Source organism: Gracilimonas mengyeensis, assembly GCF_900182705.1.
GTDB classification, from domain to species: Bacteria; Bacteroidota; Rhodothermia; order Balneolales; family Balneolaceae; genus Gracilimonas; species Gracilimonas mengyeensis.
Genome location: NZ_FXTP01000001.1, coordinates 397,511 through 410,322 on the forward strand (window position 1 = coordinate 397,511; position 12,812 = coordinate 410,322).

A 12,812-nucleotide genomic window follows, 5' to 3' on the forward strand; every position below is an offset into this window, starting at 1 on the left:
TCCTCGGGTTCTACAATCCATTTCTGATAATTTGCGCTTTAATAGGCTAAGGCTATTTGGTGTTTAGCTTGACTGAAACTACAAATTTCGAAGCTCTTATCATTATTAAAATCTACATAATATTGATCCTCATCTTTCCGAATGATGGTCAGATCACACAAGTTAGTACGCAGCCCGGTACCCATGCTTTTCACCACAGCCTCTTTCATTGTCCATAAAGCCACGGGAGATTCCTGCTTTAAACTATTCTGCTCTCGCTCATTCAACATACGAGCTAACACTGCCGGATTTATTTTTCTGTCTAAAGGTTCTACATCCAGCCCCACATCATATATTTGAGATAAGGCACAGTACACTTTCTCGATGGAATGAGAAAAGCTCACATAAAGCTTCTTTCCTCTAAAAAATGCCACTGGCTTGCCGCTTTCTTCTTTAGTAAGTGTTACCTGCTCTGTATGTATATCAAGCTGTCCTAACAGATATCGGAATAAATGACGGGCAGTGACAAATTCATTTTTGCGATTAGGATGCTTAAAACCATTAATGGCCTCCACTTCCTCTTCGGTGAGAATATCTAAAGACATATCGGAAGCAATATCGGCCGATCCAAGAATTACGCGATCCGGCCAAAGAGGTATTTTAGTAGTGTCAATTTTCTTCATACCCAAAAAGTACAGGAATATTGCCGTTGGCGCAAAGCTCCACTAAGCTCAAGCTCAGGATTCTCTTACTCAATCAGTACGCACCGTTTACAATATTTAAAGCAAATTTGTTAAAACTTAAGCTACTTCATTTTTTTAAACTTAGGAGGTCTGCTATTTTCTGAGGTAGTAATTAAAAACGAAGTTATTTTTTTATTTAAGAATTTGACTGCAATGTCGATTACCCGCTATAAATAAGTGAACGGTTTAACAAACGATTCTGTAATAGGTCTATATCAAATTGTTATTTGTATTAAACTTTACTGGCATCTTCACAGAAAATTCAATTTTGATTCCGTCCTTATTGCTTCAATATTAAACTTTCAATTTTCGTCGATTTAGATTTCGAGTGAATCGTAGAATTTGTATGTTTGAAGCCATTAAAAAAAACTCCCTTAACCCCTAATTGCTCTAAATTTTGAAGTCATTCTCTGCTCAAAGCGTGGTTGTCTCTTTTCTTGTGCTGATGGGATTCTGGTATCTCATGAGCGGTTACTTTGATGTGACTCACAGCCTCATGGGGATTTTAAGTGTCGGTATTGTGCTGGCCATTAACCATCGTATTAAAAAGCATTCCTATTTTGAAGGCGAAACCGATGTTGTTAAAGATCTTCGGTTCATATTTGTTCCCTATTATTTTGTTTGGCTGCTTGTTCAGATTGTAATCTCTGGCATCAACGTTGCAAAAATACTGCTGAGCCCTTCATTACCAATCGAGCCTTCTGTCGTTAAGTTTAAGGTTAACTACCCTAATCCACATTGTAAAATGATTCTGGGTAACTCTATTACTCTCACGCCTGGAACACTGACGGTAGACATTCAGGGAGACGAATTTATTGTACACGCTATCTCCCCTGCTTCTTTCGAAGGTCTTGTTAACGACGACATGCCTCAGAAGGTCCTGAAATTATTCACTAACGAAATGCATCCCGTGATTTCTGATTTTGAAGTCATCCACAGCAAGGAGGAACTCAGCTGATGGATTCCTTTTTTCTGTACAGCGCCGTTATTCTTACCGCCATTATTGCTGTGCCCGCTTACCGGGTACTCAAAGGTCCAACCGTTTTCGACCGCTTGGTGGGAACCAACGCTATAGCCACAAAAACCATCGTGTTAATTTGCCTGATCGGTTACATTTTCGATCGCATAGGCATGTTTATTGATATCACGCTGGCATATGCCATTCTTGGCTTTGTAGGCTCACTCATTATCGCCAAGTATTTCTCATCCGATAAAATAAATGTCCGTTACGATGACTGATATCACCTCTATTCTATCGATTATATGTATTGTGGCGGGTATCTTCTTTTTACTAATTGGAAGTATTGGCATTATCCGTCTACCGGATTTCTATTCCCGCACGCACGCCACCAGTAAAAGTGATACGCTGGGTATGATGCTGGTCATCCTTGGGCTTATGATTTTTGAAGGCCTGACGATAAACACTGGGAAGTTATTTCTGATTTTATTGTTCATCCTGTTGGCTAATCCCATTGGAGCCCACGCGCTTGCACGGGCGGCACTCAATGCAGGCCTTAAACCCCTGTTTCCCGATAACAAAAAAGACAAAACGGAAGGCTGATGTACTGGGAACTCGAACTCATATTATTCATCTTTTTGCTGATCACGGCATACATCGCTTTAGAAGCAGAAGACCTTTTGATTTCTGCTGTAATGCTTACGGTATTTAGTTTTATCACCGCCCTGCTTTTTACCACTATGGGCGCGGTTGACGTAGGCTTTACCGAGGCCGTAGTTGGAGCCGGCGTAACCGGTATTCTATTAGTTGTAGCTATTTATCAAACCACTTACAAAACAGAAGATTGAAGTACCTAAAATTACTTTTGATCATAGCGTTTACCCTTGTGCTGCTTTTTGCTGCATCGGATTTACCCTTTCGCGGTGATCCTGATAACCAGATGAACCAGGAAGTTAGCATGACTGGCACCGAAGTAGCCGGAAACTATTACATCCAGGAGGCTTACCACGATGCCCACACTCCCAACATCGTTACCGTTATTTTGGGTGACTATCGTAGCGTGGATACCTTGGGTGAGCAGATTGTGATTTTTACGGCTGGCTTGATCACCTTTTTATTACTCAGAAACCGAAAGGAAGGAGAAGAAGATGACGAATAAATCTTCCAGCCCCATTGTATTATACGGCACGCGTTTCCTGAGTCCTTACATCATGCTTTTTGGGTTTTATGTGATCTTTCACGGTCACTACTCTCCCGGCGGCGGTTTTCAGGGCGGAACTCTGTTGGCAGTTTCCCTGCTGTTGATTCGCATCGCCAGCGGTACTGATTTAGCCCAGTTGCAATTTAAAGAATACCTGACCACTCCCCTCGCCGCTTTAGGCGTAGTTATTTACTTCGGTACCGGTTTAACAGCTCTTATAATGGGTGGATATTTCCTTGACTACGAGGAACTACCTATACCGGGGCTTGAACCTGCCTACCTGCGCTATTGGGGCATTCTTATTATTGAACTCGGAATTGGTTTGACGGTAATGACCGTACTCACATTGATTTACGATAACATGGTAAAAGGAGAAGACTATGCTTGATTTCTTTATGGGACATTATGCGTACTGGTTTACCATGATTTTGCTGGCCATTGGTTTATATGGCATGCTCATCAAAAAGAATTTGGTAAAAAAAACCATCGGACTTTCCATTTTTCAGGCAGGCGTAATCCTGTTTTTTGTATCCGTTGCCATGAAATGGGGAGCCACCGTACCGGTTAAAGCAGACGGATTACCCGTAAGCGAAGTATCCAATTACATGAACGCCCTGCCCCACACCCTGATGCTTACGGCTATTGTTGTAGGGGTTGCCACTTTGGGCGTTGCTTACGCATTGATCATCAAGATTTACAACCGATACGGTACACTCGACGAAGAAGAACTTTTAGATAAGATTCAATGACAGGATCTAATATACCGGCTTTAATACCCGCTACATACATCCTATTTGCCATCCTGATTCCCGTCATAGGGCTTTGGAGAAGCGAAATCACCCGTGCCCTGGCTCTGTTGGGCTCAGGAATCGCGACCTTCCTCTCTGCTTTAGGATTTATAAATTACATCCAATCCGGAGAAGTAATCCGTTATTATTTTGGCGGATGGATGCCCCCAATCGGCATCGAGTTTGTATACGACGGTCTGGCTGCTTTCATCGTTTTGGTGATCAATGCCATTGCCTTCCTCGTACTTATTCACTCCAAAGAAATCAGCAAGCTGGAATTTCCCGGCCGTAAGATGCCGTATTACACCATTTCTATGCTGATGATGCTTGGATTCAATGGCATGGTACTTACGGGCGACCTTTTTAACCTCTACGTTTTTCTTGAGATATCGTCTCTCTCCAGCTATGCCCTCATTGCTATCGGGTCAAAACGTGCACCCTACTCAGCTTTCCGTTATTTGATTATTGGAACCGTAGGAGGCTCATTGTACCTGCTGGGTGTTGGCTTTTTATATACGGTGACGGGGACCCTCAATATTATTGACATGCACGCCATGCTTCCGCAGGTGATTGGTCACTCTGCTGTGGTAGGCGCCCTGATATTAATGGTGATTGGCGTAGGCGTAAAAGCGGCCTTATTCCCACTACACGGCTGGTTGCCCGATTCTTACACTTTTGCCTCTTCCACCTCATCGGCGTTGATTGCTCCGATAGGTACAAAGGTTGCCGCCTATATTTTGTTGCGCGTTATGTTATTCCTCTTTGGTGTAGAACTGATTGATGCCCAGCTGCCGGTAACTACCATTGTCGGCATTTTTGCCGGTGTTGGAATCCTTTATGGTTCTATCATGGCCATTGCCCAAAGCGAGCTCAAGAAAATGTTGGCTTACAGCTCGATATCGCAAATTGGATACATCATCATGGGTATCAGCCTGGCCAATCCGTTTGGTTTTATCGGAGCGGTGTTACACGTACTCAATCACGCTTTAATGAAAGCCCTCCTCTTCCTTGTATCTGGAAGCCTGAGAACCAAAGAGGGACATTCGCTGATTACGAAATTTGATAACAGTTATCGCAAGAAATACCCCTGGACCATGGTCGCATTTACAACGGCTGCCATCTCTATGGTAGGCTTGCCGCCACTGGCCGGATTCTTTAGCAAGTGGTACCTGGCATTGGGAACCATCGAAAACAGCAACTGGATGTTGCTGGCGGTTATCCTGATCAGTTCGCTGCTGAATGCCGTCTATTTCTTCCGAATTCTTGAAAAAGTATATCTCAACAATCCCGATGCTGAAGAGGCCGACGACGCCGAAGCAGTATCACCCCAAAATAATGAAGTGGGCTTCAGTATGATGTTCCCCATGGCGGTGATGGCTATCGGATTGTTGGTAGTAGGTATTTTCAACGCCTACATCGTAAATGTAATATTCACAATGTTTCCGGCAGGATTTTAAACAGATAATTCACTCATCACATGGAGCTTACGTACATTCCTTTATTTGCTGTTCTTGTATCGCTGGCTGCGGTGCCGTTCATCTTGCTGAGTTCAAAAAAACCGAACCTCCGCGAGTTCTGGACCATCCTGGCTGGAGTGATCAAATTCTTGCTGGTACTCACTTTGTTACCCTCGGCCCTGCAGGGTAATGTCATCGAATTGCAACTGCTTGAAATTGCCCCGGATCTGCCATTGGTACTTCGGGCTGATACCTTTGGCGTCTTCTTTGCACTGATTGCCTCAAGCTTGTGGATCTTCACCTCTTTCTATAGCATTGGCTATATGCGCGGGCATCATGAGAAAAAGCAAACCCGCTACTTTGCCAGTTTTGCCGTCTGTTTGAGTTCCACCATCGGTATCGCCTTTTCCGGTAACCTGATTACCTTCATCATCTTTTATGAGATGTTGACGCTTGCTACCTACCCGCTGGTAATTCACAGTGAAAACAAAAAAGCCATTGCAGCCGGTCGCAAGTATTTGACGTACACCCTGACCGCCGGTCTGCTCCTGATTGCTGCTGCTGGTATCACTTATTACCTCACCGGAACGCTTGAATTCCGTCCCGGTGGTATCTTCGGCGATGTAGAGCTGTCACAGCCGATGGCTATTACTATTTTCTTGTTATTCTTAGGTGGTGTGGGCGTAAAAGCAGGCATCATGCCACTGCACAGCTGGCTGCCTTCAGCTATGGCCGCACCCACCCCGGTTAGTGCCTTGTTGCACGCCGTAGCCGTAGTAAAATCCGGTGTATTTGGGGTGATAAGAGTGGTAGGCTTTATTCTTGGCCCTGACGTGATGGCTGAATTTGGGCTCAATGATATTTTGATGGTCATGGCCGGTATAACCATTATCGTGGCATCATTACTGGCTTTTGCCCAAGACAATCTAAAACGGCGACTCGCTTATTCTACCGTTGGACATCTCTCCTACATCGTACTGGGTGCCGCGTTGCTGACCGAAACCGGCCTGATTGGAAGTATCATGCATATTTCCACGCATGCTACCATGAAGATTACCCTGTTCTTCTGTGCGGGTGCTATCATGGTAAACTTGCACAAGTCGAACATCAGCAGTTTAAATGGAATTGCCAAAGTGATGCCCTGGACTATGGCGGCTTTCACCATTGGTTCTATGGGACTGGCCGGATTGCCCCCTGTAAACGGATTTGTAAGTAAGTGGTTCCTGGCTACAGGCGCGCTGGAAGGCGGCATGTTCATCCCGGTAACCGTGTATGTAATTAGTGGATTATTGAACGTAGGTTACTTCTTCCCCATCATTCACCGCGCATATTTCAAGAAAGGCGGAGAAGAGCTGGAAGGACATACTGAGGCCTCACCCTTTATGGTGGTGCCACTGTTTACCACGGCGATACTGTCGATCCTGTTCGGCGTTTATCCCGATTTATTTTTCAATTTCTTTGATATGGCTACCACTGTAGCATCAAGCATTTTTAACCCAATGTAACTATGAAAACCTGGCACTGGATAGCACTTGGCGTTGTATTCCTCATCAGTTTGGTTCTGGAATTCGGATTTATGGAAATCAAGAGTCCGCACTGGTGGAATCATATCCCGGCGTTTTACGCCATCTGGGGATTCATCGGCTGTGTGGCTATTATTTACATTTCAAAATGGTTAGGAAAACTTTTCATCTTAAGCGACGAAGATTACTATGATCGTTGAGCTGCTCACTGTACCCGCAATTATTCTGATTTTAGGAGCCCTGCTGCTCCCCCTTATACCTGAGCGTATTCGCAGCTCAGCTTTTCTACTATTTCCACTGGCAGCACTGGGCGTGCTATGGAGTTTGCCCGAAGGCAGTCTGCTGCAATTACCTTTTGCCAGTTATGAACTGCATCTGCTGCAGGTAGATCGCCTCAGCCGTATCTTCGGTACCATTTTCGTGATGATCACTTTTATTGGCGGTGTGTATGCGTTCCATATTAAGGATGTGGGCCAGCAAAGTGCCGCTATGGCTTATGCTGCCGGTGCATTGGGTGTTACTTTTGCCGGTGACTTCTTTACCCTATTTTTCTTCTGGGAGATCATGGCTGCCACTTCCACCTATTTAATCTGGGCTCGCAAGACCGAAGCTTCCGACAAAGCTGGAATGCGCTATATCCTTGTTCACGCTTTTGGCGGCGGACTCTTACTCACCGGTATTTTGCTCCATCTTTCCAGTGGTGGTTCCTTCCTTATTGAAAATATTGAAGAGACCTATACTATGGCCAGCATCTTTATGCTGACCGGTGTGGCCCTGAACTCTGCCATTCCACCACTACACGCATGGCTGGCTGACGCTTATCCCAAAGCAACTATTACGGGTGCCGTGTTTATGAGTGCTTTCACCACCAAATCCGCAGTATATGTTTTGATTCGATTGTTCCCCGGCTGGGATATCCTGGTATACTGGGGCGTGGCGATGGCCCTTTACGGTGTAGTATATGCGGTATTGGTTAATGATATCCGTGAGATTCTGGCGTATCACATTGTAAGTCAGGTTGGTTACATGGTAGCCGGTGTTGGTATTGGTACCGAAATGGCCATCAACGGAACTACCGCTCATGCCTTCAGTCACATTTTGTACAAATCTTTGCTATTCATGGGAGCCGGAGCGGTTATCCATGCTACAGGTAAAAGCAAGCTTACGGAGCTGGGAGGCTTTGCCAAGAAGATGCCAGTGATAGTCGGCTTGTATATGATTGGAGCTTTCTCCATTTCAGGATTCCCGTTTTTCAACGGTTTTATTAGTAAGTCCATGGTGGTAAGTGCAGCGGGTTATGCCCACTTTGAAACCGTGATGCTGCTACTTATTCTGGCATCCATCGGTACCTTTTTACACACCGGACTCAAGCTTCCTTACTTCACCTGGTTTGGAGAAAAGAAAAGTGAGTTTGATGTAGGCAAGGTACCCATCAACATGAAAATAGCGATGGGCTTTGGCGCTTTCTTCTGTACGCTCTTTGGTGTATATCCTGCCCTGCTCTACAATTATCTTCCATATGCGGTAGATTATCATCCATACACCATCTACCACTTTGTAGAGATGATGCAAATCCTGGTGTTCACTTTTATCGGTTTCTGGCTGCTGCGCAAAAAGCTGGAAGGTACCCCAACCATTGCCATCGATACCGACTGGTTTTACCGCAAGCCTGCAGCTGCCGTGCGTTACCTGTTGGTAGAAGTACCCAACAACCTATTTGGAGTAGCAGAAAAAGTGGCACTAAGTGCTGCAGATAAACTCTCCGGACTTTCTAAAAATCCAATGCAGTATTTGCTTCCCTCCTTTGTTCACGAAGGACGAACCGTGAAATCCGACGGATTCAGTGCCCCGATGGGTGCGGCTTTGGCTTTTATCCTGTTTGGCTTCCTGGTAGCTAGTTTGGTTGTCCTTCTGTAAGGAAACGATGTTAAGAGAAGAGGTAGCAAAAGAAATACTTGCTACCTCTTCTCTTTATTTTGCCCTCTTGTCTCTTGGGTACAACATTCTTGTCTATGTCTATATCCAATTTAAAATGAAGATTACACCCCGCCTGCGTTATTGGCAATTTACTATTGATAGTTGACTTATACCTTCGGTTACTTATGAGGAAATTACCCTTTGATTCATTATAATCAATGCGGGAAAAAATCTACGGTATTACACAGGCTTTTAAATGATAAAGAATATAGATCATTGCAAAAATTGCGGGAGCAAAAAGGTGATCAATTATTGCCCCAGGTGTGGATAAAAGGCGATCAGTAGAAGTCATTTCACTATCAAAGCTTTGGCCTTAGATTTTTTTCACCAGTTTTTTGGAGAGAATTCCCGATTAACCCGCACTTTCAAGGACTTCATCAATGCCGGGGTATATCCCAGGAACTGGCTTTCTTTAAAACATCAGCGCTATATCTCTCCTGTCAGGTTCTTTTTGATTATTAACCTGTTGTATTTTTTGTTGTTGCCACTGGGCGGTTTTGACGGTTTTACGACTCCTTTTTATTCGCAACTCAACGCTCAATACTACAGCGGTTCCATTGAAGAAATCGTCTTGAATCTTATTTCACAAAGTGGAATGAGTCAGGAGCAATTTATAGCCGCTTTCGACAGCCGGGTGACCGGCTTATCCAACTCATTGTTGATTTTAATGGCACCTATCGTGTCTTTTCTTCTGTTCGTCATCAACTTCAGGAAATCCCGAAAAGCCTATCACCATCTTGTAACTGGGCTTTCCTTTAGCAGTTACATCATATTTTTGGCGCTTGTTGTTAATTTGATACTGGTTATAACCATCCAAATGGACCAATGGTTAAATACTTCCATAGCGCATTATATTGTAGATTCTACCATTTTTCCTGCCCAGATTATTATCACCACCCTCTATGGGTATTACTTCTTTAAACGGCTTTACAATGATGGCTTTTGGATTACCCTTTCCAAGGCACTGTATGTCTCTTTTCTGATATTAATAACAGCCATATTAGCCTACCGCTTTTTGCTGCTTTGGATTACCCTGTACAGCGTAGTTTTGTTTCCCTGAGAGAATTAAAGCAAGAACTCAGAACTCAGAACTCAGAACTCAGGCTCACCAATAAATGGATTTATCTCAAATCCAACTTTGTACTTGTTCCACATGCCCTGCATGGAGAATAGCATCATTGATGAAATGAGTAGCCAATGCGCAGAACTAAGAACTAAAACCTACTCCACAAACTCACTCACCGGCGGACCCAAATAGCTGGGCTTCACTCCACCGGCATCAATCACAAATTTCTGAAAAACTACGCCCGGATCCACCATCCAAACTTTCAGGGTATGTGTTCCAGGAGGTACCGATTGATGTTGGGATTTTTTGATTTTTATATGATCAGTCACCGAGTTATTCCACCAAGCCGGGTATTCCCAGTCGGCTACTTCTTCACCTTCATGCATGTTAATGATCTGAGGTTCTTCTTCGTTAATGGCGATTCCGTATTTCAACCCTTCGTTTTTCTTGTAATTCAGGGTCGGTGATAAATAAGTATCGACTTTGATTTCCGTAGAATCAAATACAGTGAATTCATATTCCAAATAAGGAGCGTTTTCCCCCGGTATTTTTCTTTCGGCATTGGCGGGTTCAATAGTTACGGATGAGTTAGTTCTTCCCAAGTTAGGAACTGTAATCCACTCCACTCCATTCTTGCTTACGGCCTGCTGATAATCCGCCGCATTGATGGAAATCACCCCGTCATATTCCACAAAACCCTGCGGCTCTACATCCGGGTATTCAATCAGCACTTTTACCGTATGTTCTTTGATTGGACCGGAAATGACAATCTCTCCGCTGGTTTGCTCTTTGGGAGCCTTTTCCCAGTCAATGCTTACATAGACTTTTTCGTGATAGTCAATAGTTCCTTCTGTAGAGGATACTTCAATCCATTCTTGTTTTGAAGTGATGGAATAGCTTAGCGGCTCTTTGCCCCGGTTAAGAATATCGATATAATAATCTTGATCATTCACCGGGTTAAAGGCCGGCATTTCGAACTGAAACCACCAGTCTCCTTCCACGTCAATCCAGCCCCAGGGTGGCTGAGCTCCGTACTCGATCAGGAAACCCAACTCAGCTTCTTCCTGGGTTTGCACATAGGACACTGCCGGCATTTTATTCACAGGTGGATGATTCCAGTAGGTGTAGCCGATATGCGTTTGCGACATCATATGGTTCCATTTGCCGTCTTCCAGTTCTTCATGATAATACTCGGCGAGCTGAGCATCTTTCTCAAAAAGCTCTATCACCTGATCGGCGTAATAATTGGCTGCAGCAGCTCCCCGTTCTGCATAGTATTTGTTCTTGCCGGCCGCTACGTACATTTTATTGAGATTATAGGTCGACTCCACCGGAAACAAACCCAACTGATAAAAAGCAGATTGATGACTCTCGGGCAGTTTATCATAAATAGATTGTGCTTTTTCATACAGTTGCTTCCACTCTTCAAGCACCCGGTCTGCTTCCCGGTAATTTTCAATGGAGAAAGTTTCCGGGGTGATCATTTCATGGGTTCGGCGGGCGCTGTATTTGGAGTATAGTTTAACAACTTCTGCAATTTCTTCCGCATAGGTTGCTCCAAACTGCTTTTCTGCCCAATTCACGTAGTATTGGGGAAGATCAGCAGCATCGATGGCTTCAGGATTCCAGGCGAGATCCAGGAAAAAGCTGATGGGAAATTCCATCGGTTTGATGTCCCCCACATTCACAATCCAAAGATCGTCCACCTGCCATTGGTAAGTCAGGTTCATTTGCTCCCACACTTTTTCGATCTGCGTTACATTCTGCCAGCGGTAAGAAACCGGCCCACCTACATAATCAAAATGATAATACATGCCGTAGCCCCCCTTGTAGTCCCAGTCTTCTTTTTTGGGAAGATAGCGGACATTGCCCCAGTTGTCATCGCTAAAAAGGATCATAATGTCTTCATCCACACGCATGCCTTCGTCGTAATAATCCTGCACTTCTTTATACAGGGCCCAAACCTGTGGGGTCTCTACGGCCGGTTCGCCGGTTACCTCTTCAATAATTTCCCGCTGGTCGTCAATGATGGTTTGCAGCAAGTCAATGGCTGTTTCCTCAGACAAGGCTTCGTCACCATCGCCACGCATCCCTACGGTGACTACGCTCTCATACTCGCCCATGCGTTCGATGCCACCGCGCCAAAACTCCTGCAGCGTTTCTTTGTTGGTTTCGTAATTCCAGGCCCCTTCTCCATAGCGTGACCATTCGTCATGTGCCCTCATCATGGGCTCGTGGTGACTGGTAGACATCACCACTCCATACTCATCTGCCAGTTTCGGGTTCAAGGGATCATCATCGTTGAAAGCCGTGGGAATCCACATGGCGGGCCACAGGTAATTGCCCCGGTTACGTAAAATCAGCTCAAATACTTTTTCATAAAATTGATGGTTGAATCCTCCGAACTTCTCTTTCGCCCAGTTGGTTAAGGCCGGTGCTTCATCATTGATAAAAATTCCGCGGTATTTCACTTTGGGCTCACCGGAATAGTAAAAACCCGGTTCCACAAAAAGTTGATCTTTCTTATTTACCGGCACATCCATCCAATAATACCAGGGCGAAACACCAATTTGCTCCGAAAGCTCGTAGATTCCATAAATGGTTCCGCGCTTATCGCTACCGGCGATCACCAGTGCTTGCTCAACCCCATCCACAGGATTCTGAACTGCGGTAATGACAAAACTCTCCCACTTACCGGTTAGTTGGTCTGCATCCAGTTTTCCGTTGGAGATCAGCTCATCGAGTACGGCACTCTTCCCCACTGTACCAACAATAACGGCGTGCTTAACTTCAGGCTGATTGCCGGACATTTCCGGTCTGAGATCTGTTACCCGTTCAATATCAGTTTGAAGATCTCCAATGGCCCGGATGACTCCTTTATAATCTTGCTCATCATACCATAACACAGCAGCTCCTTCCTGAGAAACCAGCGGATAAGCATCTTCATTGGCGTTGGTTTCGGAAATAATAGAAGTGTTTAAACCCAGTTTTTGCTGGGCCAATACATCCACCTGCCCCATGATAAAAACCACCATTAAGCCTGCCATTATTAGCTGCCATAGTTTTGGTTTCTTGCTCGTTTTTAAGCTATTCATTTCACACTCCAACTATTGAGAATTC

General features: G+C 44.7%; 14 protein-coding genes. 12 read left to right on the plus strand and 2 right to left on the minus strand.

Annotated features, from left to right (window positions below):
- Positions 1–38 precede the first annotated feature (38 nt).
- On the minus strand, positions 39–662 hold the full coding sequence (locus FN815_RS01655) for a 4'-phosphopantetheinyl transferase family protein (RefSeq protein ID WP_142452853.1): 624 nt from the start codon (positions 660–662) through the stop codon (positions 39–41).
- 457 nt (positions 663–1,119) lie between these two features.
- On the opposite strand from FN815_RS01655, the gene FN815_RS01660 reads away from it, so the two are divergent.
- From FN815_RS01660 to FN815_RS01715, 12 genes are all read left to right on the plus strand, one after another.
- Complete coding sequence (locus FN815_RS01660; protein WP_142452854.1) at positions 1,120–1,680, plus strand: Na+/H+ antiporter subunit E; 561 nt, start codon at positions 1,120–1,122, stop codon at positions 1,678–1,680.
- Complete coding sequence (locus tag FN815_RS01665) at positions 1,680–1,961, plus strand: MrpF/PhaF family protein (RefSeq protein ID WP_142452855.1); 282 nt, start codon at positions 1,680–1,682, stop codon at positions 1,959–1,961. Before FN815_RS01660 ends, FN815_RS01665 begins: the two co-directional genes overlap by 1 nt.
- Complete coding sequence (gene mnhG, locus FN815_RS01670) at positions 1,954–2,283, plus strand: monovalent cation/H(+) antiporter subunit G (protein WP_142452856.1); 330 nt, start codon at positions 1,954–1,956, stop codon at positions 2,281–2,283. Before FN815_RS01665 ends, mnhG begins: the two co-directional genes overlap by 8 nt.
- Entirely contained in the window at positions 2,283–2,528 is a 246-nt protein-coding gene (locus FN815_RS01675) for a Na(+)/H(+) antiporter subunit B (RefSeq protein WP_142452857.1), read from the plus strand. Before mnhG ends, FN815_RS01675 begins: the two co-directional genes overlap by 1 nt.
- Positions 2,525–2,839 (plus strand): hydrogen gas-evolving membrane-bound hydrogenase subunit E, encoded by a 315-nt coding sequence (gene mbhE / locus FN815_RS01680; protein WP_142452858.1) that lies wholly within the window; start codon positions 2,525–2,527, stop codon positions 2,837–2,839. The genes FN815_RS01675 and mbhE overlap by 4 nt, the downstream gene beginning before the upstream one ends.
- The gene (locus FN815_RS01685) at positions 2,829–3,269 is read left to right on the plus strand and encodes an MnhB domain-containing protein (protein ID WP_142452859.1); all 441 of its coding nucleotides are present in this window, start codon (positions 2,829–2,831) and stop codon (positions 3,267–3,269) included. The genes mbhE and FN815_RS01685 overlap by 11 nt, the downstream gene beginning before the upstream one ends.
- The gene (locus FN815_RS01690; RefSeq protein WP_142452860.1) at positions 3,262–3,630 is read left to right on the plus strand and encodes a cation:proton antiporter subunit C; all 369 of its coding nucleotides are present in this window, start codon (positions 3,262–3,264) and stop codon (positions 3,628–3,630) included. Before FN815_RS01685 ends, FN815_RS01690 begins: the two co-directional genes overlap by 8 nt.
- Positions 3,627–5,126, plus strand: coding sequence for a complex I subunit 5 family protein (locus FN815_RS01695; RefSeq protein WP_142452861.1), 1,500 nt, complete (start codon positions 3,627–3,629; stop codon positions 5,124–5,126). The genes FN815_RS01690 and FN815_RS01695 overlap by 4 nt, the downstream gene beginning before the upstream one ends.
- A gap of 20 nt (positions 5,127–5,146) precedes the next feature.
- Entirely contained in the window at positions 5,147–6,631 is a 1,485-nt protein-coding gene (locus FN815_RS01700) for a monovalent cation/H+ antiporter subunit D family protein (protein ID WP_142452862.1), read from the plus strand.
- Positions 6,632–6,633: 2 nt separating this feature from the next.
- Positions 6,634–6,849, plus strand: a complete 216-nt coding sequence (locus tag FN815_RS01705; RefSeq protein WP_142452863.1) for a hypothetical protein — start codon at positions 6,634–6,636, stop codon at positions 6,847–6,849.
- Positions 6,839–8,566: a Na(+)/H(+) antiporter subunit D gene (locus FN815_RS01710; RefSeq protein WP_142452864.1), complete on the plus strand. Its 1,728-nt coding sequence runs from the start codon at positions 6,839–6,841 to the stop codon at positions 8,564–8,566. The genes FN815_RS01705 and FN815_RS01710 overlap by 11 nt, the downstream gene beginning before the upstream one ends.
- A gap of 367 nt (positions 8,567–8,933) precedes the next feature.
- Positions 8,934–9,686 (plus strand): DUF3667 domain-containing protein, encoded by a 753-nt coding sequence (locus FN815_RS01715; RefSeq protein WP_142452865.1) that lies wholly within the window; start codon positions 8,934–8,936, stop codon positions 9,684–9,686.
- Positions 9,687–9,847: 161 nt separating this feature from the next.
- Here the strand turns inward: FN815_RS01715 and FN815_RS01720 are convergent, their stop codons facing one another.
- Positions 9,848–12,787, minus strand: a complete 2,940-nt coding sequence (locus FN815_RS01720; protein ID WP_221930205.1) for a glycosyl hydrolase 115 family protein — start codon at positions 12,785–12,787, stop codon at positions 9,848–9,850.
- Positions 12,788–12,812 lie beyond the last annotated feature (25 nt).